The 24,358-nt window shown below is 70.7% G+C and carries 27 protein-coding genes; 16 read left to right on the top strand and 11 right to left on the bottom strand.

Features of this window, described 5'->3' with window-relative positions; translation table 11 throughout:
- Nucleotides 1–9: 9 nt before the first annotated feature.
- On the bottom strand, nucleotides 10–444 hold the full coding sequence (locus tag FWJ67_RS08395) for a metallopeptidase family protein (protein ID WP_304171977.1): 435 nt from the start codon (nucleotides 442–444) through the stop codon (nucleotides 10–12).
- A 137-nt stretch (nucleotides 445–581) separates the two neighbouring features.
- On the opposite strand from FWJ67_RS08395, the gene msrA reads away from it, so the two are divergent.
- A complete protein-coding gene (msrA, locus tag FWJ67_RS08390; protein ID WP_304171975.1) occupies nucleotides 582–1,172 on the top strand; it encodes a peptide-methionine (S)-S-oxide reductase MsrA in 591 nt (196 codons plus the stop codon).
- Nucleotides 1,169–2,191, top strand: a complete 1,023-nt coding sequence (locus tag FWJ67_RS08385; protein ID WP_304171973.1) for an MBL fold metallo-hydrolase — start codon at nucleotides 1,169–1,171, stop codon at nucleotides 2,189–2,191. The genes msrA and FWJ67_RS08385 overlap by 4 nt, the downstream gene beginning before the upstream one ends.
- 78 nt (nucleotides 2,192–2,269) lie before the next feature.
- Here the strand turns inward: FWJ67_RS08385 and FWJ67_RS08380 are convergent, their stop codons facing one another.
- The 5 genes from FWJ67_RS08380 to FWJ67_RS08360 all read right to left on the bottom strand — a co-directional run bounded on the left by FWJ67_RS08380 (nucleotide 2,270) and on the right by FWJ67_RS08360 (nucleotide 7,116).
- Nucleotides 2,270–3,781, bottom strand: coding sequence for an ABC transporter substrate-binding protein (locus FWJ67_RS08380; protein ID WP_304171971.1), 1,512 nt, complete (start codon nucleotides 3,779–3,781; stop codon nucleotides 2,270–2,272).
- Nucleotides 3,782–3,960: 179 nt separating this feature from the next.
- The gene (locus FWJ67_RS08375) at nucleotides 3,961–5,223 is read right to left on the bottom strand and encodes an NAD(P)/FAD-dependent oxidoreductase (protein ID WP_304171969.1); all 1,263 of its coding nucleotides are present in this window, start codon (nucleotides 5,221–5,223) and stop codon (nucleotides 3,961–3,963) included.
- A 243-nt stretch (nucleotides 5,224–5,466) separates the two neighbouring features.
- Nucleotides 5,467–6,000 carry a YceI family protein gene (locus FWJ67_RS08370; RefSeq protein ID WP_304171967.1) on the bottom strand — a complete coding sequence of 178 codons (534 nt, stop codon included), beginning with the start codon at nucleotides 5,998–6,000 and terminating at the stop codon, nucleotides 5,467–5,469.
- Between the two features lie 100 nt (nucleotides 6,001–6,100).
- Nucleotides 6,101–6,391, bottom strand: a complete 291-nt coding sequence (locus FWJ67_RS08365; protein ID WP_304171965.1) for an ArsR/SmtB family transcription factor — start codon at nucleotides 6,389–6,391, stop codon at nucleotides 6,101–6,103.
- A 155-nt stretch (nucleotides 6,392–6,546) separates the two neighbouring features.
- Complete coding sequence (locus tag FWJ67_RS08360) at nucleotides 6,547–7,116, bottom strand: methylated-DNA--[protein]-cysteine S-methyltransferase (RefSeq protein WP_414482696.1); 570 nt, start codon at nucleotides 7,114–7,116, stop codon at nucleotides 6,547–6,549.
- A gap of 231 nt (nucleotides 7,117–7,347) precedes the next feature.
- Here FWJ67_RS08360 and FWJ67_RS08355 point away from each other — a divergent pair, with 231 nt between their 5' ends.
- The 4 genes from FWJ67_RS08355 to sppA all read left to right on the top strand — a co-directional run bounded on the left by FWJ67_RS08355 (nucleotide 7,348) and on the right by sppA (nucleotide 11,055).
- Nucleotides 7,348–7,731 carry a hypothetical protein gene (locus tag FWJ67_RS08355; protein ID WP_304171961.1) on the top strand — a complete coding sequence of 128 codons (384 nt, stop codon included), beginning with the start codon at nucleotides 7,348–7,350 and terminating at the stop codon, nucleotides 7,729–7,731.
- Nucleotides 7,732–8,745, top strand: coding sequence for a Gfo/Idh/MocA family protein (locus FWJ67_RS08350; RefSeq protein WP_304171959.1), 1,014 nt, complete (start codon nucleotides 7,732–7,734; stop codon nucleotides 8,743–8,745).
- Nucleotides 8,746–8,886: 141 nt separating this feature from the next.
- Nucleotides 8,887–9,270 (top strand): SHOCT-like domain-containing protein, encoded by a 384-nt coding sequence (locus FWJ67_RS08345; protein ID WP_304171957.1) that lies wholly within the window; start codon nucleotides 8,887–8,889, stop codon nucleotides 9,268–9,270.
- An 84-nt stretch (nucleotides 9,271–9,354) separates the two neighbouring features.
- Nucleotides 9,355–11,055 (top strand): signal peptide peptidase SppA, encoded by a 1,701-nt coding sequence (gene sppA / locus FWJ67_RS08340; RefSeq protein WP_414482298.1) that lies wholly within the window; start codon nucleotides 9,355–9,357, stop codon nucleotides 11,053–11,055.
- 23 nt (nucleotides 11,056–11,078) lie between these two features.
- Here the strand turns inward: sppA and FWJ67_RS08335 are convergent, their stop codons facing one another.
- On the bottom strand, nucleotides 11,079–11,711 hold the full coding sequence (locus FWJ67_RS08335; RefSeq protein ID WP_414482297.1) for an HD domain-containing protein: 633 nt from the start codon (nucleotides 11,709–11,711) through the stop codon (nucleotides 11,079–11,081).
- 74 nt (nucleotides 11,712–11,785) lie between these two features.
- Nucleotides 11,786–12,562, bottom strand: coding sequence for an endonuclease III (gene nth, locus FWJ67_RS08330; protein ID WP_304171951.1), 777 nt, complete (start codon nucleotides 12,560–12,562; stop codon nucleotides 11,786–11,788).
- 225 nt (nucleotides 12,563–12,787) lie between these two features.
- Between nth and FWJ67_RS08325 the strand changes: the two genes are divergently transcribed.
- The 6 genes from FWJ67_RS08325 to FWJ67_RS08300 all read left to right on the top strand — a co-directional run bounded on the left by FWJ67_RS08325 (nucleotide 12,788) and on the right by FWJ67_RS08300 (nucleotide 17,564).
- The gene (locus tag FWJ67_RS08325) at nucleotides 12,788–13,729 is read left to right on the top strand and encodes an aldo/keto reductase (RefSeq protein WP_304171949.1); all 942 of its coding nucleotides are present in this window, start codon (nucleotides 12,788–12,790) and stop codon (nucleotides 13,727–13,729) included.
- A 149-nt stretch (nucleotides 13,730–13,878) separates the two neighbouring features.
- On the top strand, nucleotides 13,879–14,316 hold the full coding sequence (locus FWJ67_RS08320; protein ID WP_304171947.1) for a Fur family transcriptional regulator: 438 nt from the start codon (nucleotides 13,879–13,881) through the stop codon (nucleotides 14,314–14,316).
- Nucleotides 14,313–15,284 (top strand): metal ABC transporter substrate-binding protein, encoded by a 972-nt coding sequence (locus FWJ67_RS08315; RefSeq protein WP_414482296.1) that lies wholly within the window; start codon nucleotides 14,313–14,315, stop codon nucleotides 15,282–15,284. Before FWJ67_RS08320 ends, FWJ67_RS08315 begins: the two co-directional genes overlap by 4 nt.
- A 27-nt stretch (nucleotides 15,285–15,311) precedes the next feature.
- Nucleotides 15,312–16,064, top strand: a complete 753-nt coding sequence (locus tag FWJ67_RS08310; protein ID WP_414482295.1) for a metal ABC transporter ATP-binding protein — start codon at nucleotides 15,312–15,314, stop codon at nucleotides 16,062–16,064.
- A gap of 27 nt (nucleotides 16,065–16,091) precedes the next feature.
- Complete coding sequence (locus tag FWJ67_RS08305) at nucleotides 16,092–16,934, top strand: metal ABC transporter permease (RefSeq protein ID WP_304171941.1); 843 nt, start codon at nucleotides 16,092–16,094, stop codon at nucleotides 16,932–16,934.
- Between the two features lie 93 nt (nucleotides 16,935–17,027).
- A complete protein-coding gene (locus FWJ67_RS08300; protein WP_304171939.1) occupies nucleotides 17,028–17,564 on the top strand; it encodes a TlpA family protein disulfide reductase in 537 nt (178 codons plus the stop codon).
- A gap of 161 nt (nucleotides 17,565–17,725) precedes the next feature.
- Here FWJ67_RS08300 and FWJ67_RS08295 read toward each other — a convergent pair whose 3' ends face one another.
- Nucleotides 17,726–17,944, bottom strand: coding sequence for a DUF2892 domain-containing protein (locus tag FWJ67_RS08295; protein WP_304171937.1), 219 nt, complete (start codon nucleotides 17,942–17,944; stop codon nucleotides 17,726–17,728).
- A gap of 170 nt (nucleotides 17,945–18,114) precedes the next feature.
- On the opposite strand from FWJ67_RS08295, the gene FWJ67_RS08290 reads away from it, so the two are divergent.
- From FWJ67_RS08290 to FWJ67_RS08280, 3 genes are read left to right on the top strand one after another with little or no spacing between them, the layout of a single operon-like run.
- On the top strand, nucleotides 18,115–19,107 hold the full coding sequence (locus tag FWJ67_RS08290; protein WP_414482695.1) for an ABC transporter ATP-binding protein: 993 nt from the start codon (nucleotides 18,115–18,117) through the stop codon (nucleotides 19,105–19,107).
- Nucleotides 19,107–20,207: an ABC transporter permease gene (locus FWJ67_RS08285; RefSeq protein WP_304171932.1), complete on the top strand. Its 1,101-nt coding sequence runs from the start codon at nucleotides 19,107–19,109 to the stop codon at nucleotides 20,205–20,207. The genes FWJ67_RS08290 and FWJ67_RS08285 overlap by 1 nt, the downstream gene beginning before the upstream one ends.
- A gap of 53 nt (nucleotides 20,208–20,260) precedes the next feature.
- Nucleotides 20,261–21,031, top strand: a complete 771-nt coding sequence (locus tag FWJ67_RS08280) for an enoyl-ACP reductase (protein WP_369686544.1) — start codon at nucleotides 20,261–20,263, stop codon at nucleotides 21,029–21,031.
- 108 nt (nucleotides 21,032–21,139) lie between these two features.
- Here FWJ67_RS08280 and FWJ67_RS08275 read toward each other — a convergent pair whose 3' ends face one another.
- Nucleotides 21,140–21,859, bottom strand: coding sequence for a TVP38/TMEM64 family protein (locus tag FWJ67_RS08275; RefSeq protein WP_304171928.1), 720 nt, complete (start codon nucleotides 21,857–21,859; stop codon nucleotides 21,140–21,142).
- A 201-nt stretch (nucleotides 21,860–22,060) separates the two neighbouring features.
- Between FWJ67_RS08275 and FWJ67_RS08270 the strand changes: the two genes are divergently transcribed.
- The gene (locus tag FWJ67_RS08270) at nucleotides 22,061–23,992 is read left to right on the top strand and encodes a S9 family peptidase (protein ID WP_304171926.1); all 1,932 of its coding nucleotides are present in this window, start codon (nucleotides 22,061–22,063) and stop codon (nucleotides 23,990–23,992) included.
- Nucleotides 23,993–24,067: 75 nt separating this feature from the next.
- Here the strand turns inward: FWJ67_RS08270 and FWJ67_RS08265 are convergent, their stop codons facing one another.
- A complete protein-coding gene (locus FWJ67_RS08265) occupies nucleotides 24,068–24,268 on the bottom strand; it encodes a heavy-metal-associated domain-containing protein (RefSeq protein WP_304171924.1) in 201 nt (66 codons plus the stop codon).
- Nucleotides 24,269–24,358: the final 90 nt, after the last annotated feature.

The following is a 24,358-nucleotide window of genomic DNA, read 5'->3' as shown; positions in this document are numbered from 1 at the left end:
GCCCCGGACTCACGGCTCCAGCTTGGCAGGATCGCCGGCCTCGCCCCCTTCCTCCTCGTCCACCGCCCCTTCGGTTATGGCCAGCCACTCGTCCCAGAGCCGCTGAAGCTCCTCCATATCTTCCCGATCCAGGTCGGAGAGGCCCGCCCGGGTCTCCAGGTGGTGCCGGAGCTCGTGGCGCAGGGTGATGGCCAGCTCCTCCAACCAGACCTCCTCGGGCTCCCGGGCGAAGAGGCGGCGGAAGGAGCCGTGGTAGAGGACGATCTGGGCGCCCAGGAAGGGATCGGTGATGTACTCGCCCAGGATCCGCACATCCGGGGGATCGTCGGGGTTCTGCCGCTCTTCCCGGGAGACCTGGATGCCGCCCGTCAAGCCTTCGAGCAAGGGTTCGGGGATCTGGGAGGCCAGGCGGTCGGCGGCCTCGACAAAGCGGTTGAAGGTCATGGCCCGTCCCTCCCCCAAAGGTCTTCCGGCGCCGGGCCGGGGATCTGGCTCTTCCTTTTCCGCCGCCCCCATCCCTCCCTTCCCGATGGACGAGAGGCCCCACGGGGGGTATCTTGATACCAAAGGAGCTGAGGTCCATGGCTGCAACGGGGAAGCTGGAGGTGGCCACCCTCGGTGGCGGGTGCTTCTGGTGCCTGGAGGCCGTCTATTCGGAGGTGGAGGGGGTTGAGCAGGTCCTCCCGGGCTACTCCGGGGGCCACGTGGTCAACCCCACCTACGAGCAGGTCTGCACCGGCACCACGGGCCACGCGGAGGTGGTCCAACTCACCTATGATGCCCGGGTGATCAGCTACCGGGATCTGCTGGAGATCTTCTTCACCATTCATGACCCCACCACCCCCGACCGCCAGGGGAATGACGTGGGGCCCCAGTACCGGTCGGTCATCTTCTACCACACGCCCGAGCAGGAGGCGACGGCCCGGGAGGTGATCGACCAGCTGGAGCGGGAGGAGGTCTTCGGGGCCCCTATCGTCACCCAGGTGGTCCCCTTCGAGGCCTTCTACCCCGCGGAGGCGTACCACCACCGGTACTTTGAGCGGAATCCCCATCAAGCCTACTGCCAGGCGGTGATCGCGCCGAAGGTGGCCAAGTTCCGCCGGGCCCACGCCCACCGCCTGAAGGGGCGCCGGGCCGCCCCGGCGGGCACCTCCGAGGGGAGCGGCCCGTGAGGCCCCAGAGCGTGGAGGCGCCGCCGGTCCAGGAGCTTCTGCCCGGCGTCTACCAGCTGGCCATGCCCATCCCCGTCCCCTTGAAGGTGGTCAACCTCTACCTCCTGCCGGGGCGGACGGGGTGGACGGTGGTCGATACGGGGTTCCACACGCCCGAGACGGAGGCGCGCTGGCGGCTGGCCCTGGCCCGACTGGGCATCGGCTTTGAGGATCTGGAGGCCATCGTGGTCACCCACCACCACCCGGACCACATGGGCGCGGCGGGGTGGTTGCAGGCCCAGAGCGGCGCGCCCGTGCTCATGCTCCGCCAGGAGATCCCCCAGGCGGAGCGTTTCTGGCGACCGGGGACCCAGGCGGGGGAGGCGATCAGCGCCTTCTTCCAGGACCACGGCATGCCAAAGGAGGTGGCGGCGCCCCTCGCCCCCCACCACCAGGAGCAGGTGGAGCGGGTGGCGCCCTTCCCGGAGATCACGCCGGTGGACCCTGGGCAGGAACTCCGCCTGGGCCGGTGGCGCTTTGAGGTGCTCTGGACGCCGGGCCACGCGGAGGGGCTGATGGTTCTCTGGGAGCCGGAGGCCCGGTTTCTCCTGGGGAACGATTTGGTCTTGGCCACCATCACGCCCAACATCAGCCTCTGGCCCTTCGCCGCCGAGAACCCCCTGGCCCAGTACCTGGCCTCCCTCCGGCAGGTGGCCCCCCTACCCGCCCGGTGGGTCCTGCCGGGCCACCGGGAGCCCATCCAGGACCTGGCAGGGCGGGTACGGGAGATCGAGGGGCACCACCGGGAGCGGCTGGCCCGGGTGGAGGCGATCGTGCAGGTGCTCGAGCGGGCAGGGCGCTTGGCCACGGGCTGGGCGGTCAACCTGGAGCTCTTCGGGCCCCAGCCGGACCTCTTCCGCACCCGCTTCGCCATGGCCGAAACCCTGGCCCACCTGGAGTACCTGGTCCTCCACGGGCGGCTTCAGCGGGTGGAGGGGGATGGGGCGATGGCCCGTTTCGCCTACCGGACCGCCCCGTGAGCCGGTGAGCCTGCAGGTGCCGGGCGACGCTCTGGGCAGGGGCGGGGGCGCGTCCAGCGGGCGGCGCCCTGCCCGCCCCTACCGGAAGAAGACCTCGCTCACATCCAGAGCCACGGTGGGCTGGTGCACCCACCAGCCGTGGACATCGGCCCGCATGGCCGCCAGATAGGGCAACGCGAAGAGGAAGACGTTGACCGCGTCGTCCGCGATCTGGCGCTGGATCTGGCCGTAGAGTTGGGCCCGGGCCCCTTCATCGAAGGTGGCCGTCACCTGGTTCAGGAGCTCCTGCACCACGGGGCTGTCGTAGCGGAAGTAGTAGTTTGGGTTGCCGTAGATCCCGATGTCCAACGGCTCCACGTGGCCGATGATGGTCATGTCATACTCCGCCTGGTTGAAGATCCGGGCCAGCCAGGTGGTCCACTCGACGATCTCCAGCCGGAGCTGGATGCCCACCTGCCGGAGCTGCTCGGCCACCACCTCGCCCGCCCGACGGGCGTACTCGTAGGGGGCGGGCAGGGCGAGGGTGGCGGTGAAGCCCTGGGGGTAGCCGGCCTCGGCCAGGAGGGCCCGGGCCCGCTCCGGATCGTAGGGCGTGTGGTCCGTCAGGTCCAGGTAGTAGGGCTCTGCCGGGGTCATGTGGGAGCCGATGGGGATCCCAAAGCCGAACATGGCCGCCTCGATCACCAAGGGCCGGTTGATGGCGTGGGTGATGGCCTGGCGGACCCGCCGGTCGTGGAAGGGGCTCCGGCTGTGGTTCATGGCCAGGATGACTTCGCTGGTGGAGGAGCCCTCCACCAGCTTGAAGCCCGGCTGGTTCTGGAGGATCAGCCCGTTCTCCGGGGTGAGGCCATAGCCGATAACGTCGATGTCGCCGGCCAAGAGCGCGGCCAGCTGGGTGTTGGGGTCGGGCATGAAGCGGAACTCCACCCCGTCCAGGTAGGGCAGGGCCGGGTCGTAGTACTGGTCGAAACGGGCCAGGATCACCCGGCTCCCCCGCTGCCACGCCACCACCCGGAAGGGCCCCGCCCCCACGGGGTTGGCCGCCTGCTGGGCGGCGGTGCCGGCGGGGAAGATGACCGAGTCGGGCCGGGCCAGGTTGTAGAGGAACTCCGCGTTGGGCCGGGCCAGCTCGATCCGGACCGTCAGCGGGTCCACCGCCTCAAAGGCGGTGATGTCCCGGTAATACTCCGGGTGGGTGTGGCCTGAGTGGGGATCGGTCGCCCGCTGGAGCATCTCCAGCACGTCCCCCGCGTCCAGCTCACTGCCATCGTGGAAGCGGACACCGGGGCGGAGGTGGAAGGTGTAGACCGTCCCGTCGTCGGAGACGGTCCACCGCTCGGCCAGGGCGGCCACGATCCGGCCCTCCCGGTCGATGCGGACCAGGCCCTGGTGGACGTTGCCGTAGACGATGCGGGCGATCTCTTGCGAGGTGCTGATGGTGGGGTCCAGCCCCGGGGGTTCGGCGGCGATGGCCACCCGCAAGGTGCCCCCGTACCGGGGTTCGGGGGCTTGGGCCGCGGCCGTGGCTCCCAAGAGGGGGATGGCCGCGAGAACAGCCAGGAGGACGAGCCAACGAGCCTGGACGCGCACCGGGAAGCCACCTCCCACAACTCATCACACCGGGCCCCGGGCTGCCGCGGGGCCCAGAGCGCCGGTGGGGAACGTCTCGTTGATGGATTGTCCCGTTGGTACCCAGATAAGTTGGGCCTCGCCCCTACCAACTCCTGCGTCGGCCAGGGCCTCGTGTCGGGGTTGTCATCCATCCCGGCTCAGTCGGCGGCGGGCTCCCCCTCCCCGCCCAGGGGCTCTCGTTCCACGATGAGCCGGACGCCCCGGTCATAGAAGATGTAGTTCCACGCCCAGTTGATGAGGACGAGCAGGCGGTTCCGGAAGCCGATGAGCTTGATCAGGTGGACCCCCAGCCAGGCCAGCCAGGCGGGAAACCCCTTGATGGCCCGCGAGCCCACTACGGCCACGGCGGCGTTCCGGCCGATGGTCACCATGGTGCCCCGGTCGTGGTAGCGGAAGGGCAGGAGGGGCTGGCCGGCCAGCAGGCGGCGAAGGTTCCGGGCGGCGTGCTCCCCCTGCTGGATGGCAACCGGCGCCACTTGGGGGAGGGGCTTCCCCTCGTCGTCCTCCAGATAGGCCAGATCACCGATGCAGAAGACCTCGGGATGGCCGGGGAGCTGCAGGGTGGGCTCCACCACTACCCGGCCGCCCCGGGCGGTGGCCACCCCCAGGTGCTGCACGAGATCATGGGCCCGGACCCCGGCGGTCCAGACCAGGGTGCGGGTGGGGATGCTGGTGCCGTCCTTCAGGTAGACCCGGTTGGGCGAGGCCCGGACCACCGCGGCCTCCAGCCGCACCTCCACCCCCTTTGCCTCCAGCCGCTGGCGGGCGTAGGTCTGAAGGGCTTCGGGGAGCGCGGGGAGCAGCCGGTCGAGGGCCTCCAAGAGGACGATGCGGACCTCGCTAAAGTCCATCCGGGGGTAATCCTTCACCAAGACACCGTAGATCAGCTCGGCCAGGGCTCCGGCGAACTCGATGCCCGTCGGCCCGCCGCCCACCACCACAAAGGTGAGCATCGCCCGGCGCCGCTCGGAGTCGGGCTCCCGCTGGGCCTCCTCGAAGAGGCGGAGGATGTGGCTCCGCAAGGTGACCGCCTGGCCGATGGTCTTCAGCTCAAAGGCGTGGGCTTCCACCGACTCCATCCGGAAGAAGTTGGTCTGACTCCCGGCGGCCAGGATCAGGTAGTCGTAGGGGAGGGGACCTCGGCTGGTGAGGACCTGGCGCTGCTCCAGGTCGATCCCCTGGACCTCGGCCATGAGGAAGTCCACGTTGGGCAGGCCTCGGATCAGGCCCCGGACCGGGTAGGCGATGTCATCGGGCTCCAGCTCGGCGGCGGCCACCTGGTACAAGAGGGGCAGGAAGGTGTGGAAGTTGTTCCGGTCCAGGAGGAGAACCTGGGCCGGGCTGCCGGCCAGAGCCCGGGCCGCCCACAGCCCGCCGAACCCCGCCCCGACCACCACCACCCGGGGGCGGGGTGCCCCCTGGGGGGCCGTGACGGGTTGGGGGCCGGGAGCGCCAGCAGCGGTCCCGCTCGCCCGCTCTCGGTGAGATGCCGCGCCGTCCAAACTCGTGCCTCCTTGCCGACAGTCGGCCCTGGGAGAAGGGGGGTCTCGCTGGAAAGGGACCAGGCCGCCGGAGGGCGGCCCCTGGGGCGGGGCCCGGCCAGGACCAGACGCCCGCCCCAAGACCGGCGGCCAATCGCCGTCTCAGGCCGCCTGCTGGATCAGCTCCACCTGGAGCTCCACCTTGACCTCCTCGCCCACCAGCACCCCGCCGGTCTCCAGCACGGTGTTCCAGGTGAGGCCGAAATCCTTCCGGTTCAGGGTGGTGGTGGCGCTGAAGCCGGCCACCTGCTGGCCCCAGGGGCTCTTCACCTGGCCCTGGAAGGTGGCGTCCAGAACCACCTCGCGGGTGACGCCCCGGATAGTCAGGTCACCGATGACCTTGTACTGGTTGTCGCCCACCCGCTCGATCCGGGTGCTCTTGAAGGTGATGTGGGGGTGGTTCTCCACGTCAAAGAAGTCGGCCGAGCGGAGGTGCTTATCCCGCTCCTCGTTCCGGGTGTCGATGGAGGCCGCGTCGATCTTGGCCTCCACCTGAGCCTGGGTGGGATCGGACAGGTCGCCGACCACCTTCCCCTCAATGGCGCCGAAGCGCCCCCGCACGTTCGAAATCATCATGTGCCGCACGGTAAACTCAGCCGTCGTGTGCGCAGGGTCGATTTGCCAGACCGTGGCCATCAACGATCCCTCCGTGTTTTCGTACGATTGATGTCTATCCCAAAACTCCTCTCCCGAAGGATACCACCGGGCCAGCCGTCCGATGCACCGGGCGGCCGGCTCAGCCGTCGTGGCCGGAGCCCCTCGGCAAGGCAGCCGGAGCCAAACGCTCGACGGTCTCCCGGTCCAGGCTGTAGAACCGGAAGGGCCCTTCCTTCCGCACTCGGATCAGGCCGCTCTCTTCCAAGATGCGCGTGTGGTACGACAGGGTCGGCCGGGTGAGGCCCAGGCTGCCGGCGAGCTCGCCACAGCCCACCTCGTCCCGTTGGGCCAGAAGGCGGACAATGGCCAACCGTGTCGGTTCTCCTAAAGCTCGGTAGACCCGTATGAGATCCCGCTCCTGATACGCCACGACAACCCTACCTTCGGGATTTCGACAACTCTTGAACTGATTCTGCCTCCAAGATAGCTTCGCGAGAGGCAAGGGTCAAGGGGTGTCGGCCGGGGAAAGGGGTGGGTGGGCTGTCGGGGCCCGCCGGGACCCCGTTGGCAAGGGGCGGGAAAGGTCTATGCCTGGGCGGGGTTCTCGCCACCGGATGGGGGGGCCTCGGTCTGGGCGCGGGCCCTTCGTTCCAGGTCGAGCAGGTACTCTTTCCGGCCGATGCCGCCGCCGTACCCGCCCAGGCGCCCGTCGTGCTGGATCACCCGGTGGCAGGGGATGATGATGGCGATCCGGTTCCGCCCGTTGGCCAGCCCCACGGCCCGCATGGCGCCCGGCCGGCCGATGGCGGCGGCGATCTCCTTGTAGGAGCGGGTCTCGCCGTAGGGAATCCGCAAGAGCTCCGACCAGACCCGGCGCTCAAAGGGGGTTCCGGGGGCGAGGAGGGGTACGGAGAAGGTTCGGCGCTGGCCGGTGAAGTACTGGGTGAGTTCCTCTTGGGTCTGCTCGAGGAGGGGGTGCCACCGGTCGATGACCGGCCCGGGGATGTACCGGCGGAGGCGGGCCAACGCCTCCGCGGCCTCCTCGGCGAAGGTGAGGAGGCAGAGCCCCTGGGCGGTGGCGGCAGCCACCATGGGGCCCAAGGGCGTCTCCAGGTGGGTCCAGGAGATCTCGGCGGGGCCGTGGGGTTCCATCATGCCATCCCTCTTCCCGGTCGGGCCCGCCACTCCTCCTGCGCCCTCCCTGACCTGGGGGAGCGGAGCCCACCCGGGGGCTGTTCGGAAACGGGTCCGGGGGAGGAGGGTTCCGGAGGGCTGCACCGAAGAGAGGCCTTGCTGCAAGTCACGTCTGTTCTCTGGGCTGTGGCACCCGTGCCAAGGGCCTGCCGAGTACGCACTCTTCCTTCTCCGAGGAGGTCTGATGGCGAGATGAACGTGGTGGCCGTCGTGGCGCAGATGCTGGTGCGCCTTGCTGGTGTCATCCTGGTGATCCTCGGCCTTCTCTTCTGGACGGGCAACGCCCTCAATCTCGTCCCCCTCCACATCTGGACGGGCTTCGTCCTCGTGCTCGCCTTCTGGGTTCTGGCCATCGGCGCAGGCCTGGCGGGGCTGGGGGCCGGCCGGGTTCTCCTGGCCATCCTCTGGGGGGTGTTTGTGGTCTACTTTGGGCTGACCCACGGGCAGATCCTCCCCGGCTCGGCCCACTGGGTGATCGAGGTGCTCCACCTGGCCGTCGGTCTCGTCACCGTGGGGCTGGGGGAGCGGCTGGGCGCCCTGATCAAGGCGGCCCGCTCCCGGGGGGTCCAGGCGTAGATGAGGGGTCCTGTGCGCTGGGGTGTGCTGGGCTGCGCCGCCATCGCGGAGAAGGTCTTCAACGGGGCGGTGCAGGCCTCCCAGACGGGGGAGCTCCACGCGGTGGCCAGCCGGGACCTGGAGCGGGCCCGCCAGTGGCAGGAGCGCTTCGGCTTCCGGAAGGCCTACGGCTCATACGAGGCGCTCCTCCAGGATCCTGAGGTGGAGGCGGTCTACATTCCCCTGCCCAACGCCCTCCACCGGGAGTGGACCCTGGCCGCGGTCCAGGCGGGGAAGCACGTCCTCTGCGAGAAGCCTGCGGGGCTCACCGCAGCGGAGGTGGAGGCCATGGTGGCCGGAGCCCGGCAAGCGGGCGTCCTTTTCGCGGAGAACTTCGCCTTCCGCTTCCACCCCCAAAGCGTGCGGCTCCGGGAGCTCCTGGATCAGGGGGCCATCGGCCAGGTGTTGGGGCTGGAGGCCTCCTTCACCTTCCGGATGGAGGAGCGCTCCGGGGATATCCGCCTGGCACCGGCCCTGGGGGGCGGCGCCGCCTACGATCTGGGCTGCTACCCCATCGCCTTCGCCCGGTTCGTCTTTGGCCGGGAGCCCCGCTCGGTCCTGGCCTTCGGCGATCTCCACCCCCAGTTCCAGGTGGAGATGACCTCGGCGGGCGTTCTGGACTTCGGCGAGGGCCGGACGGCAGCCTTCTTCACCAGCTTTGAGGTTCCGGGCGGGCAGCGGGCCCGCATCTTGGGCACCGAGGGCGAGATCCTGCTGCCTGCACCCTACCACCCCCGCCGGGAGGACCACGTCATCATCCTCCGGCGGTACCGGCCCGGGCGTTCCGAGCCTGAGGAGGAGCGGATCGCCACCCCGGTCGTGGAACCCTTCACCGCCGCGGTCGACAACCTGGGCCGGGCCATCCGGGGCCAGGAGGCGCCCCTCCTCCCCGCGGAGGATGCCATCGCCCAGGCCCGGGTGCTGGACGCGGTGCTCCAATCCGCCCGGGACGGGGCCCGAGTTTGGCTGGGCTGAGGCCGGCCGGGCCCCGTCCCCGACGACCTTCACAAAATTGAGCCCCACCATCAACAACGTTAACCTTGAGCTTGACAATGTTCAAGGTGGGGGGTAAACTTTCCCCAAGGTCAGCTCAAGACAGGAGGATGGTGGTTCTCCATGGCACCGCCCAGCCCCGAGGAACGGATGCAGATCCTCAAGATGCTCCAAGAGGGCCGGATCACCGCAGAGGAGGCCAACGAGCTCCTCAACGCTCTGGAGGCCTCCTCGGCCCCGGAGCCCCTCCGCTCATCGCACCGCGCCCGCTTCTTCCGCATCGTCGTCGAGGAAGGAAACGCCACCAAGATGAACGTCCAGATTCCCCTGGGCCTCATCCGGGTCCTCTCCAACATCATCCCCCGGGATGCCCTGCGGGTGGGCCAGGGCGACGATGAGCACGTCCTCGACCTGGACGCCATCATCCGGGCGGTGGAGGAGGGGGCCGAGGGGAAGATCGTTGAGGTCGAAGACGACGACACCCGGGTGGAGATCTTCGTCGACTGATCGCCACGAGCGTTCCATTCGGAGGGTTCCCTCGCTCCCGTGGGAGGGCTGGACGCCCTCGGACCAGGTGCAAGGAGGCTTCGTATGGTTTCGTACGTCCTTTACGGGTTCAAGGAGACCTGGCGGCGTCTCGGCAACCTGCGGCGCCGCTTGAGCCGGCCGCCGGAGTACATCCTCTTCCTGCTGGAGGGCGCCTACCCCGACCTGCCCCCGGCCGGGGGCGGGCCGTGGCGCCGGTGGACCGGCGGGCGCCAGCCCAACCTGGAGGAGCTGGCCCACAGGCTGGAGCAGGTGGGCGCCGATCCCCGGGTGCACGGCGTGGTCTTCCAGGTGAAGAACCTCCGGCTCAACCCCGCCCAGGTGGAAGCCCTGCGGGACCAGTTCCGGCGCCTGCGGGAAGCGGGGAAGCGGGTGGTGGTCTGGGCGACGGACTACGACACCCACGCCTACTGGCTCGCCTGCGCGGCCGATGAGATCCTCCTCCAACCGGGGGGGACCGTGGGGCCCCTGGGGGTCCGCCAGGAGTACCTCTTCCTGGCCGAAGCCCTGGAGGCGGCCGGCCTCCGAGGGGATTTCGTCCAGATCAGCCCCTACAAGACGGCCTCCGACAAGTTCACCCGGACGGACTTCTCCGAGGAGGCCCGAGCCATGGCCGAGTGGCTGGCCGACAGCCAGTTCCAGGAGCTCCTCGGGGCCATCCAGGAGGGCCGGGGCCTGGACGAGGCAGGGGCCCGGGCCCTGGTGGACGCCAGCCCGCTGACCGATGAGGAGGCCGCCCGGCGGGGCGCGGTGGACGGCCTGGTGAACGCGGAAGCCCTCCCTGCCCACGTGGGTCGTGAAGGGCGGCCCGCCTCCCTGGCCTCCTGGGAGGAGGCGGCCCGGAGCCTCCTCCGGCCGCCCCTGCCCCGGCCCGACCGCTATGTGGCCCGGATGCGGATCGAAGGGGTGATCGTCGACGGGTGGAGCCGGCGGCCTCCCCTCCGGCTGCCCCTCCCCCTGGTGGGCGGGCCCCAGACGGGTGATCTCTCCATCGTCCAGCAGGCGCGGCGGGTGGCCAAGGACCGGCGGGCGGTGGCCTTGATCGTCCACGTCGACTCGGGCGGAGGCTCGGCCACCGCCTCGGAGGCCATCGCCTCCGCCCTGGCCCAGGTGGCGGCCCGCAAGCCGGTGGTGGCCGTCATGGGCGAGGTGGCCGGTTCGGGTGGGTACTACGTCACCACCCCCGCCCACTGGGTGGTGGCCAGGCCCAGCACCATCACCGGCTCCATCGGGGTCTTGATGGGCAAGTTCGTCGACACGGGCTTCACCCGGAAGCTGCGGGCCAACCGGCGGGTGGTGAGCCGGGGTGAGCACATCAGCCTCTACCACCCCGACGGGCCCTTTGACGAGCGGGAGCGGGCCTGGGTCTGGGCCCAGGTGGAGCGAATCTACCAGCTCTTCTGCCAGCGGGTGGCTGCGGCCCGGAAGCTGACGGTGGAGGCGGTGGACCGGGTGGGCGGGGGCCGGGTCTGGACAGGCCGGCAGGCCCTGGAGCACCGACTGGTCGACCAGCTGGGCGGCACCCGGGAGGCGGTGGCCAAGGCCTTGGAGCTGGCCGGGGTGCGAGGGCCGGTGGCCATCCGGGATCTGGCCGAGGAGCGCCGCCTGGCAGCTCCCGAGGCGGGCCCGGCGGCCCTGGTGGAGGGAGTGGCCGCCTTCCTCGGCGGGCTCCGGGGCCTCTTCCGGGCGGGCGCGCCCCTGGTGCTGACGCCCCTCCTCTGGCGGGCGGGCGCCTCCCGGGAGTGACGGGCACCTCGCGCCGGGTGTTTCTAGCTGGGCGGCGTCGGGGATGGGCCCCGGGCGGCCCGGGCCGCCTCCAGGTGGAGCTCCTCCACCTGGGCCTTGAGCTCCGCCGCCAGGGGGTGGTTCCCCAGGCGCTCGCCCAGCACCTCCGCAACCCTTCGGTAGTACCGGAGCTGGTCGGTGGCGCCCCGGCGGAACCGGCTCCAGGTGGCGTGCCCCCGGAGCCGCAGGTCGCGGATGATGGTGGTCACGTTGTGGAGCACGTCGGCCGCCTTGAGGAGGACGGCCTCCAGGTCGTCCGTCGCCTGCAGGTGGGCGAGCTGGCTCGCCTTCCGCTCCTCCCAGGGAACCGGGCGGCCAGCGATGGTCTTCACCTCGGTCACCGCCTGGACCAACGCGGTCACCCGGGGGCCGAAGCGGGCCTCCAGCTCCTCTGCCGTGACGGGCGTGTCCTCCAGCACATCGTGGAGGACCGCCGCCAGCACCACCGCCTCGGAGCAGCCGTACTGGGCCAGGATCCCGGCGACGGCCACCGGGTGGGTGACAAAGGGCGCCGGCGACCCCTTCCGGTACTGGTTGCCGTGGGCTTGAAGCGCGAAGCGGACCGCCTCCGCAAAGCGCTCCGCATCGACCGGCTGGGGGCTCGGTGGCTCGGGCACGGGAACGCCCTCCTCCCTCCCCTTAGCCTAACGCGCCAGCCTCCGGCGGGCAACGGCCCCCGGAGGCTCTTCCCTTACCGGTGGACCGCTTTCCCGTCCGGTCCTGCCAGCCAGGGCATCAGGCCCCGGTGAGGGCCGGCGGGGCAGAGGTGGTAGAGGGGGCACTGGTCGCACAGGGGCTTGCGGGCCGCGCAGACCTCCCGGCCGAAATAGATGAGCCGCAGGGGGAAGCTGGCCCACGCCTCCTGGGGGACCAGGCGCATCAGGTCCTGCTCCACCTTCTCCGGGGTCTTCTCCACGCTCAGGCCCAGGCGCCGGGAGAGGCGGAGGACGTGGGTGTCCACCACGATGCCCATGCCGCCCTGGAGGGGATCCCAGCCCTTCCAGCCTTCCAGCGCGGCCGCGGAGAGGATGACGTTGGCCGTCTTGCGGCCCACGCCGGGGAGCTGGGTGAGCTCCTCCATGGTCCGGGGGACCTCGCCGCCGTGGCGGGCGACCAGCTCCTGGCAGGTCTCCTGGATGGCCCGGGCCTTCTGCCGGAAGAAGCCGGTGGGGTGGATCAGCTCTTCCAGGTGCTCCCGGCTGGCGGTGGCCAGCGCGGCGGCGTCGGGGTACGCGGCGAAGAGGGCCGGCGTTACCCGGTTGACCGTAGCGTCGGTGCACTGGGCCGAGAGGATGGTGGCCACCAAGAGCTGGACCGGATCCTGGTGGACCAAGGCGGTCCGCACCGACGGGTAGCGCGCTTCTAAGACGGCCAGGATCGCCTGAAGCCGGGCCGCCTTCCGCCGCCGGGACTCTCGGCCGGGATGGCGGGGCGGTGCCGGTGCCGATTGAGCCAGCTGTTTGTCCATGGCCCGATCATACCATCTCCTGGGAAGCGGGGCCAGTTGCGGAGGCGGGGCGGAGCCAGCCCCGAAGGCCGCGCCCCCAGTGGGAGCCGGATCCAGGGCCGGGCTAGACACACCTCGAAAGCCAAAGCTAGACTAGGAATCGGGTCCGGCACGGTTCCGGCACCGGAGACGGTCGGCTGGCCGGGCGACCGCCCGGGACCATCCAAAGTCTGGAGGGAGCGCGTCGTGGAGTACACGCAGCTTGGGACCACGTCGATCCAGGTGACGCGTATCGCGCTGGGCACGTGGGCCATGGGCGGCTGGTTGTGGGGCGGCACCGATGTGGATGAGGCCGTGCGGGCCATTCACGCTGCCTGGGACATGGGCATCACCACCATCGACACCGCGCCGGTTTACGGCTTTGGGCTTTCCGAGGAGATTGTGGCCCGGGCCCTAAGGGAACGCTCCATCCCCCGGGATCAGGTGATCATCGCCACCAAGTGCGGGATGGAGTGGAACGAGAAGGAGGAGACCTGGCGGAACTCCAAGCCTGAGCGGATCCGCCGGGAGATCGAGGACAGCCTCCGCCGGCTCCAGACGGACTACATCGACCTCTACCAGATCCACTGGCCCGATCCCGAGACCCCCATCGAAGAGACGGCCCAGGTGATGCACGACCTCTACCAGGAGGGGAAGATCCGGGCCATCGGCGTCAGCAACTACTCGGTGGAGCAGATGGAGATCTGGCGCCAGGTGGCCCCGCTCCACTCGGAGCAGTCCCGCTACAGCCTCTTCCGCCGGGAGGTGGAGGAGGACGTCCTCCCCTACACCCGGGAGCACGGGCTGGCGTTCCTGGCCTACAGCCCCCTGGCCCGGGGTCTCTTGACGGGCAAGTTCACCCCGGAGAGCACCTTCAAGCCGGGCGACAGCCGGGCCAAGGACCCGCTCTTCACCGGCGACGCCTTCAAGGAGAACCTGAAGAAGGTGGAGCAGCTGAAGGCCCTGGCCTCCGATCTGGGCAAGACGGTGGCCCAGCTCGCGGTCCGCTGGGTGTTGGACCAGCCCGGGGTGACCGTGGCCCTCTGGGGCGCCCGGCGGCCGGACCAGATCCAGGAGGCGGCGGGCGCTTTGGGCTGGACCCTCTCCGACGACGTGAAGCAGCGGATCGAAGAGATCATGCGCGGGTGATCCACCCCTTCCGAGCCTGGACAGGCCGATCCCGGTGCCCGGACCCCGGTCCGGGCACCGGCGCGTCTGGCGGGCCTGGCCACTCTTGACATCTTCTCCTTGTTGCGATATATAGCATTAGCGAACCCTGGCGGTTGGGGGTGAGGCTGGTGACCGTTGCCGAGGCGCTGGAGCGGCTGCGGGCCCAAGGGGGACGGGTGACGCCCCAGAGGCGGGCCCTCATGGAGCTTCTGGCCCGGGCCCGGCGACCCATGAGCGCGCCGGAGCTGGTGGAGACCTTGCGCCGCCAGTTCCCCGACATGGCCGCCGACACCGTCTACCGGAACCTCCAGGGGTTGGTGACCTTGGGGGCGGTGGAGGTCTTCCACATGCCTGAAGGGGCCGACCGGTTCGAGTGGGTGACCTACCATCACCACCACGCGGTCTGCCTGGACTGCGGCGAGGTCCTGTGCCTGGAACCCTGCCAAGAAGAGCAGATGCCCCAGGCGCCCGCAGGATTCCGGCCGGTGCGGCACGAGTTTCAGATCTTCGGCTACTGTGAAGGCTGCGCTTCCGAGACCGGCGGGACGGAGGTGCCGGCGCGATGAGGGTTCCCCGGAGGGAGCGGCGTCGTCGGACCCTCTGGCGGGCTCTTCTTGGCCTGGTCGTTGCCCTCGGCGTCGCCATGGGGGTTCCCGGGCAGGCTGCGGCCCAGGTGGAGGTGGTCACCACCCTGCCGCCCCTGGCCGACCTGGTCCGCCAGGTGGGGGGCGAGCGGGTGACCGTCACCGCCCTCGTGCCGCCCGGTGCGAGCCCCCACGGCTATGAGCCCCGGCCCTCGGACCTGCGGGCCCTGGCCCGGGCCCGGCTGGTGGTCTGGGTGGGGGCCGGCCTGGACACGTGGCTGGAGCCGCTCTTGGCCACGGCGCGGGACGCCGCCCGCCTGGAGCTGGCCCAGACCACTCCCCTCTTGCCCAGCGAGGAAGGGCCCAGCCACCCCGGGAGGGGCCCCGGGGCCGGCGGGGAGCACGATCACCACCACGGGCCCTGGGATCCCCACATCTGGCTCGATCCCCTCCGGGTCCGGGACGATCTGGCCCCGGCCATCGCCCAGGCTTTGGCCGCCCTGGACCCCCAGGGGTCCGGGACCTACCAGGCCAACCTGGCCCGGTTTCAGGAGGCGCTGACCCGGTTGGACCAGGAGGTGCGGGCCCTGCTGGCCCCCTACCAAGGCGCCCGCTTCGTCGCCGTCCACTCGGCCTGGCGGTACTTTGCGGCCCGCTACGGCCTGGAGCAGGCGGGCAGCCTTCACGAGTACCCCGGGCGGGAGCCCGGCCCCGCCTGGATGGCCGCCCTCATCACCCAGGCCCGGGAGGCCGGGGTCCGGCTGGTGGTGACCGAGGCCCAGTTCGACCCCCGCCTCGCCCAGCAGGTGGCCCGGGAGGTGGGGGTGCCCGTCGTCGCCCTGGATCCCCTGGGCGGCCCCGGGGTGGAGGGGATGGAGGGGTACATGGCCATGATCAAGACCAACGCCCGCCGCTTGAGCGAGGCCCTGGCGGGCGCGGCGGGCCGCTGACCGATGGCCCATGGGGGTGAGCCGAGGATGAGCGGGAACGCCCTGCCTCTGCTGGAGCTGGAGGGGGTGCGGGTGGAGCGGGACGGCCGGACGGTGCTGGACGGCCTCACCCTGCAGGTGCACCCGGGGGAGTTTCTGGCGGTGGTGGGTCCCAACGGCGCGGGGAAGAGCACCCTGCTCCAGGTGATGGCCAGCCTTCTCCCTGTCCAGGGGGGCCGGGTGGTCCGCCGGGTGGGGCCGGGAGGCATCGGCTACGTGCCCCAGAAGCGGGCCTTCAACGACCAGCTGGGCTTGCGGGTGGCCGACGTCATCGCCCTCCGGGTGGTTCCCCGGGCCTCCCTCTTCCGGCGCGTCCGGCCCGAGGAGCGGCGGGTGATCGCCCAGGCCCTTGAGCAGGTGGGTCTGGCGGGCCTCGGGGCGCGGCTCTTCCAGGAGCTGTCGGGTGGTGAGCAGCAACGGGTGCTGCTGGCCCGGGCTCTGGCCGGCGGGGCCCGCCTCCTCCTCCTAGATGAGCCGGAGCAGGCCCTCGATCTGCCGGCCCAGCGCCACCTGTACCAGCTCTTGGCGAGGCTCTGCGGGCAGACGGGGGTGGCCTGCGTGGTGGTCTCCCACGATATCGAGCAGGTGGCCGCCCACGCCCAGCGGATGCTCCTCTTGCGGGACCAGACCTGGGCCCTCGGCAGCGTGGCCCAGCTCCTGGCCTCCCCGGCCCTGACAGGGCTGACGGAAGGCGGCCCCGAGAAGGTGGGGGTTTCGGAGGTCCCTGAGCGGGCTGGGTGAGGGTCTTGGGGAGAGGGGTGGGGAACGGTGAGCGAGATCCTGGCTTATGAGTTCATGCGCCGGGCCTTGGTGGTGGTGCTCCTGGCCGGGGGGCTCTCCAGCCTGGTGGGCTTCTTCGTCGTCTCCCAGCGGCTCGCCTTTGCCGGCCACGGGGTGGCCCACTCGGCTTACGGCGGGCTGGCGGTGGGGCTTCTGCTGGGCACCTCCTCTTTCTGGACGGGGACCCTCTTCGCGGTGGCGGTGGCCCTCCTCATCGGCTGGATCACCCGCCGGGGCCGCCTGGCCGAGGACACCACCATCGGGATCCTCCACGCGGCCGCCATGGCCCTGGGCACCGCCATCCTCAGCCGGGTTCCCGGCTACGTCGACCTCTTCAGCCTTCTCTTCGGAAACGTGCTGGCCGCGCAAGCCGCGGAGGTGCGGGCTCTGGCCCTGGTGGGGGGCGGGGTGGCCCTCTTCGTGATCCTCCGCTTCCACGATCTGATGAGCGTCGCCTTCTCCGAGGAGCTGGCCCGGATCGACGGGCGCTCGGTGGAGGTGCTCTCCTACGGGCTTCTGGTCGCGGTGGCGCTGGTGGTGATGGTCTCCGTCCGGGCAGTGGGGGTGGTCCTCGCCTCGGCCCTCCTGGTCATCCCCACCGCGGCCGCCCGCCAGGTGGCCTCGGGCTACCGGCAGGTCCTGGGCCTCTCCCTGGTGGTCAGCCTGGTGAGCGGGGTGGGGGGCCTGATCCTCTCCTTCCTCTGGGACCTGCCCTCGGGGGCCAGCATTGTGCTGGTGGCCACCTTCCTCTTCGGCCTCAGCCTGGCCGCCCGGCACTGGCGGGAGCGCCGCCGGCGAGGGCTGGCCTTGGCCCCGTTCCCCGGGCGGTGACGTCCCGGGAGATTGACCTGGAGGACAGGCCAGCTATACTGAGAACGGTTCTACCCTTCGGGGTACGGGAATGGGCAGACGGATCGGGGGCGGATGCGGGTGCGTCGGACGGCCATTGTGGTGCTGGCAGGGATGCTGGTGGCGGCCGCGGTCGCCGTGGCGGTGGCGGGCGGGCCGGCGGAGCTGACGGCCATGCTGCTCCGGCCCATGCCCGAGGCGGGCCGCCGGGCGCCGGACTTCACCCTGCCCGCGCTCAGTGGGGAGAGCCTCACCCTCTCGGCCTTCGAGGGACGGCCTGTCTTGATCAACTTCTGGGCCTCCTGGTGCCCGCCCTGCCGGGAGGAGATGCCCCACCTCCAAGCAGCGGCTGAGGCCAACCCGGAGCTGGTGGTGCTGGCGGTGGACGCCACCCACACCGAGCGGAGCGTGGAGCAGGTGGCCGCCTTTGTGGAGGAGTTCGGCCTCACCTTCCCCGTGGCCCTCGACCGGGACGGGGCTGTCAACGAGCAGTACCTGGTCCGGGCGCTTCCCACCTCGTACTTTGTGGACCGCTCCGGCATCATCCGGGTGAAGTACCTGGGGGCCCTCACCCCCGCGCTCCTCAACGAGTTCCTTGCCCTCATCGACTAGGGCCCGACCCCTCGGAACCGGACCCATCACAGCTGGGAAAGGAAGAGCCCGGCCAGAGCGGCCGGGCCCGTCTTGTGCCGCCGGTGCCGGCGGCCGTTCGCCCTGGCGGGGTCGCCGGGCGGCCTCGCCTCTTCGGTGCGTCCCACCGGTGCTGCCTGCCGTCAGCGGTCGGGGGGGTCCACCCGGGGTGTTAGGGTGCCTCGCCCGCAGAGGCTGTAGATGGGGCAGTACCCCGAACCGCCCGTCGCCAGGAGCACCACGCCGATGAGGCTGGCCACCACTCGAGCCGTCCCGGCGAGGGCCAAGAAGCCGATCAGGATCAGGGCCACGCCGCCCACGACCCGTAGGATCCGATCGGTGGTGCCCACGTTGAGCCGCACGGTCCCTCCCCCTTTCCTTCCCGGACCGGGGCCGCCCCGGCCCATATACCCCCACGGGTATCATCCTATCGGGAGATGGCCGCGTCCGTCAAGAACGGTTCCTCTTTCGGTGGAGGAAAGACCGCTCGCCAGGCGAAGGTTCCCCGGCAGGGTGGCAAGGGGGGAGCACTGTGGCGGCCCGGGTCATGGTCCGGGTGGAGAGCCTGGTGAAACGGTACGGCCGGGTGCTGGCCGTGGACCACGTCAGCTTCACCGTGGACGAGGGCGAGGTCTTTGGCCTGCTGGGGCCCAATGGGGCCGGGAAGACCACCACCCTCGAAATCCTCGAGGGCCTGCGCCGGCCCGACGGGGGGCGGGTGGAGGTGGCGGGCCACTCGGTGGTGGACGACCCCCGGGCGGTCCGGACCGTCATCGGCGTTCAGCTGCAAGAGGCAGGGTTCTTCGACCTGCTCACCGTCCGGGAGACCCTGGAGACCTTCGCCGCCTTCCACCGGAGGGGCCTCCCTGTCGACCAGGTCTTGGAGCGGGTGGGGCTGAGGGACCGGCACCGGGTCCTGGTCCGGAACCTGTCGGGCGGGCAGAAGCAGCGCCTCTCCATCGCCCTGGCCTTGATCAACGATCCCCGTATCGTCTTCCTTGATGAGCCCACCACTGGCTTGGACCCCCAGGCCCGCCGGAACCTCTGGGAGATGATCCGGCAGATCCGCCGGGAGGGCCGGACCCTCATCCTCACCACCCACTCCATGGAGGAGGCGGAGGCCCTCTGCGACCGGGTGGCCATCATGGACCGGGGCCGCCTCCTGGCTCTGGACCGGCCGGACCGGCTGGTGGCCGAGCACGCCCCCGGGGCGTGGATCATCCTCGAACTGCCCTACGGCCTGGCGACGCCCGCGGCCGGTCTTCCGGTTCCCAACGGCGGCCCTGAGCCGGGGGCGGAGCCCCTGAGCGACCGGCTCCGCCGCCTGCCGGCAGTGGAGGCGGTTTCGGTGCCCGAGCCCGGGGGGCCGACGGTCCTCCTCCGCACTCGGGATGCGACCGCCACCTTGCGGGGGCTGAGCGAGCTGCAGGCGGCGGAGGGGCTTGCCTTCCGCAGCCTGCGGGTGGAGCAGGCCAGCCTGGAGGACGTCTTCCTCCAGCTCACCGGGAGGGAGCTCCGGGAATGATGAAGGGCGTCTGGGCCGTGGTCCGGATGAGCTTCCTCACCTACTTCCGGGACCGGAGTTCGGTCTTCTGGGGCATCCTCTTCCCCCTGCTCTTGATGGGGTTGATCGGGACCGTCTTCGGGGAGGCCTCGGTTCAGTTCGATGTGGCGGTGGTCCGGCAGGCTGAAGAGGCTGGATGGTTCTCGGACTGGTTCGTGGAGACCCTGGACCAGATCGAGGTCTTCACCGTCTGGGAGGAGGCGAGTCTCGACGAGGCCCTGGCGGCCTTGGCTGAGCAGCGGGCCAGCCTGGTGGTCGCCCTGCCGGCCGGGGCCTGGCCTGACCGGCCTGGGACCGCCGGCTCCGGGCCTCAGACCATCACCGTCTACCACCGGCCGGGCAGCCAGGTGGCGGATCTGGGGGTCTCCATCATCCGGGACGTGGTGACCCGCTTGGAGCAGGGGATCAGCGGCCGGCCGGCCCTGATGACGGTCGAGGTCCAGGAGGCCGGTGGGAGCCCGGGGTTCGACATGTTCGACTACCTCTTGCCCGGCATCATCGCCATGACCCTCATGCAAACGGGGCTCATGGGAGTGACCTGGGTGGTGGCCAACTACCGGGAGCAGAAGCTCCTCAAGCGGGTGCTGGCCACGCCCTTCCCGCCCGGCGGGTTCTTGGTGGGCCTCATCGGCCGCTTCACCGCCCGGAACCTGATGGAGGTGACCATCATCTTCCTGGTGGGGACCTACGTCTTCGGGGCCCAAACCCGGGGCGATCTGGTCCAGTACTTCCTCATCTGCCTCCTCGGCTCCGTCGCCTTTCTGGCCATGGGCATGGCCATCTCCACCCTCTCGCCGACGGCGGAAGCGGCCAACAACCTGGGGAACGTGATCGGTTTTCCCATGATGTTCCTTTCCGGCGTCTTCTGGCCCCGGGAGATGATGCCGGAGGCGCTCCGTCCCGTCCTGGACCGGCTGCCCCTGGCGCACCTGGTGGACGCGCTCCGGGGCGTGGCGGAAGGGACGGGCACCCTGGTGGATTATGCAGGAGAGCTGACCGCCCTCCTCCTCTGGACGGTGGTGGGGATCGGCGTGGCGGCCTGGCGCTTCCGGTGGGAATAATCCCCAGCGGGGCGCCGCGCTGCCGGAGCTTCGAGTGGAAAGGAATGAGGCTTATGCTGTTGCAGGGGAAGAAGGCCGCCATCTTCAACGTGGCCAACAAGCGGAGCATCGCCTGGGCCATCGCGCAGGCCTTTGCCCGGGAAGGGGCCGAGCTGGTCCTGGGGTACCAGAACGAGCGCCTGGGGGAGAAGGTGCGGGCCCTGATCCCCGAACTCCCCAAGGAGCCGGTCCTGGTCGAGCTGGATGTCGCCACCGATGAGGCGGCGGCCCGGGCGGCCGAGCAGGTCCGGCAGCAGGTGGGGGAGCTGGACGTGATGGTCCACAGCCTCGCTTACGCGCCCAGCGAGGCCTTGGAGCAGCCCTTCCTGGAAACCTCCCGGGAGGCCTTCCGCACCGCCCTGGAGGTGAGCACCTACTCCTTGATCCTCCTCACCCGGGCCTTCCGCCCGCTCATCAAGCCCGGCGGGAGCATCCTCGCCCTCACCTACTACGCCTCCCAGAAGGTGGTGCCCAACTACAACGTGATGGCCGTGGCCAAGGCAGGGCTGGAGGTGAGCGTCCGCTACCTGGCCTGGGAGCTGGGCGAGGCGGGGATCCGGGTGAACGCCATCTCCGCAGGCCCCCTCAACACCCTGGCCGCCCGGGGGATCGCCGGCTTCACCGGGATGCTCCAGCACCACCGGGAGAAGGCGCCCCTCCGGCGGAACATTGAGCACCACGAGGTGGGCGATGCGGCCGTCTTCCTGGCCAGCTCTCTGAGCAGCGGGATCACCGGCGAGGTGCTCTACGTCGACGCGGGCTACAACGTGATGGGGCTCGCCTAATCCAACCCCACCCCCCGGTGGTGAGGCCGGGGGGCCGGCGGCTGGGGGCGGGCCGGGCAGGGCACGCCGGGGCTGGGGCTCGCCGGCACAGGGACAGGCTTTCAAGGGTCACCGGAGCCCCTGCCGCTCCAGCCACCGCCAGAGCCGGTCCCGGTGCCGGATGAGGAGGAGGGTGGGGAGGAGGGCCGCGACGCCCAGGCCCACCCACACCAGGGGCGAAGCGGCCAGCCCCGCGCCCGTGAGGCTGGCCACCACCACCGCCGGGCTCCGCCCGAGGACCAAGAGGACCAGGAAGAGGCGGAAGGGGATGGGGGAGAGGCCGGCCACCAGGCAGGCCGCGTCGTCGGGCAGAAAGGGGATGAGGAAGATCAGAAAGAGGGCGGCCGCGCCCCGCCGGTGGACCAGCCTGTCCAGCCGGGCCAGAAGCTCCGGCGAGAGGAGGCGGACCACCCAGGGCCGCCCCAGCGCGCGGGCCAGGAGGAAGGCAAGAACCGAGCCCGCCGTCACCCCCGCCACTGCCAGCAGGGTACCCACCCAAGGCCCGAAGAGAAACCCGCTGGCGGCGGCCGGGGCCATGGCTGGAATGGGCAGCAGGACGGCCTGAGCCACCAGGATGGCCAGCATGGCCAGCGGCGCCGCCGCCCCGAAGCGGGCCACCCATGCCCGGATCCCCTCCACCGAGCCCAGCTGGCGCCAGACGGCCTGGAAGGCTGGGATGAGACCGCTTTCCACCACGGCCCAGGCCAGCCCGCCCGCCAGGAGCCCGGCGAGGAGCAGGAGGGCGACGAGGCGGATCCAAGCGGGGATGGGGCGGACCGTTGGCTGCATATCGGTCGATCTCCTCCGGAAAGGGTTCGGTTCAGTATAGCACGGCCTCGGCCGGGAGGGAGAGGGCGGGGCGGCGTCGGCCTGGAAGGAGTTGGCTGGGCCAGCAGGAAGATGGATCCACAGGCTACAGGACGGAAGGAAGGAGGAGCGGTCATGGGCGAACGCCCCGGGACGAACGGAGGGCGGGACGGGGCCGAGCGTGTGGCCGTGCGACCGTACGGGACCTGGGAGAGCCCGGTGCAGCCCGCGGTCCTGGCCGAAGGGATCCGGCTGAGCGACGTCGCGTGGGATTCGGCCACCGACCGGCTGGTCTGGCGGGAGGAGCGGTCCGGGCGGGGCGTGCTGGTCTGGGCCGAGCCGGGGGGCGAGGCGCCCTCGGATCTGACCACGGCCCGTTCCGTCCGGGCGCGGGTGGGGTATGGGGGCGGGGAGTTTACCGTCGCGCACGGCGCGGCCTACTACGTGGCTGACGGGCGGCTCTTCCGCCAGCCCCTGGGCCCGGGTGAGGCCCAGGCCTTGACGCCGGCCTTCGGTGAGGTGGCCTCGCCGGCCGTCTCCCCTGACGGGCGCTGGGTGCTGTTTGTGAGCAGCTACGAGCGGGTGGACCGGCTGGCGGTGGTGGATGCCCAAGGACGCCACTGGCCCCAGAAGCTGGTGGAGGGCGACGACTTCTACATGCAGCCCGCCTGGCACCCCTCCGGGCGGAAGATCGCCTGGGTGGCCTGGAACCATCCCCAGATGCCCTGGGACGGCAGCCGCCTCTACCTGGCCGAGCTGGACCTGGATGGCCCCCTCCCGGTGGTGCGGGAGCGGGAGCATGTGGCGGGAAGCGACGAAACGGCCGTCTTCCAGCCCATCTTCTCCCCCGATGGGCGGTACCTGGCCTTCGCCTCCAACGAGACGGGCTGGTTCCAGATCTACCTTTACGATCTGGAGGCCCGCTCCCGAACGCCCTTAACCGCGGGCGAGGTGGACCACGCGGAGCCTGCCTGGGTGCAGGGCATGCGGACCCTGGCCTTCTCGCCCGACGGCCGGACGTTGTACGCGCTGCGGAATGAGGGCGGCTTCTACCGGCTCTGGGCCTACGATGTGGAGAAGCGTGAGGGCCGGGCCGTGCCCGGCGTGGAGACCTACACCCACCTGAGCCAGATCGCGGCCAGCCCGCTGTCCGGCCGGATCGCGCTCATTGCTTCGTCAGCCCGCATCCCGCCCCGGGTGATCGTGGTGGAGCCTCCGGCCCGGGAGGCCCGGACGGCGGCGGGGAACGGCCAGGCATCCGAGCGGGAGGTGGCCACCGTCCGGGTGATCCGCCGGAGCCAGGCGGAGACCTTGGACCCCGCGGAGCTGAGCCGGCCCCGGGCCCTCACCTGGCGGTCGACGGATGGCGCCCTGGTCCACGGGCTCTTCTACCCACCGGCGGGCACCCGCTTCCGCAGCCCGGGCCTGCCGCCGGCCATCATCAACATCCACGGTGGGCCCACCTCCCAGGCGGTGGCGGGCTGGTCGCCCCGGGCCCAGTTTTTCGCCACCCGCGGGTACGCGTACCTGGAGGTGAACTACCGGGGGAGCACCGGCTACGGCAAGGCCTACATGGACGCTCTCCGGGGCCAGTGGGGCGTCCTCGACGTGGAGGATGCCGTCAGCGGCGGCCGCTACCTCGCGGAGCAGGGCCTAGCCGACGGCGACCGGCTGGTGATCATGGGCGGGAGCGCTGGGGGCTATACGGTTCTCCAGGCACTGGTCACCCACCCTGGGTTCTTCCGCGCGGGGATCTGCCTCTACGGCATCTCCAACCTCTTCAGCCTGGCGGCCGAGACCCACAAGTTCGAGGAGCGGTACCTGGACGGGCTGGTGGGTCCCTTGCCGGAGGCGGCGGCCCTGTACCGGGAGCGCTCGCCCCTCTTCCACGTGGAGCGGATCCAGGACCCCATCGCCATCTTCCAGGGTGAAGAGGATCAGGTGGTCCCCAAGAACCAAGCGGAGGCCATCGTCGCCTCCCTGAAGGCCCGGGGGGTCCCCCATGAGTACCACCTCTACCCTGGGGAGGGGCACGGCTGGCGCCAGCGTGAGACGATCGAAGCCTTCTACCGGGCGGTGGAGGCCTTCCTGCGCCAGCACGTTCTCTTCGCCTGAGCCTGCAGGACCGGGACCGGCGGGGCGCCCCGCCGGGAGCCTTTCCGCAAGAGTCTGTCCGCAGGCGGGAGCTCCTTAGGCCACCCGGTACCCTTCCGCCTCCACCGCCTGGCGGATCTGCTCGTCCGTCACCTTCTCAGGATCGAAGGTGACCACCGCCTGATCGGGCAGGGTGACCACCGCCCGCTCCACCCCATCCAGGGCTTCCAGGGCCTTGGTCACCGCCCGCACGCAGTGATCGCAGGTCATGCCTTCAATACGGTACGTCTTCTCCACGGGAGCGCCTCCTTTTGCGGTACCTCACCCGGTTCTGGTATCCGTCTCCCTTTGGAGTCTAGAAACCCATCCCAGGACCGTCAAGGTGCC

This window comes from Limnochorda sp., assembly GCF_047459355.1.
GTDB lineage: Bacteria > Bacillota > Limnochordia > Limnochordales > Limnochordaceae > Limnochorda.
The sequence above is the reverse complement of the archived record's forward strand: the minus strand, read 5'-3'. Positions and strand labels throughout refer to the sequence as shown.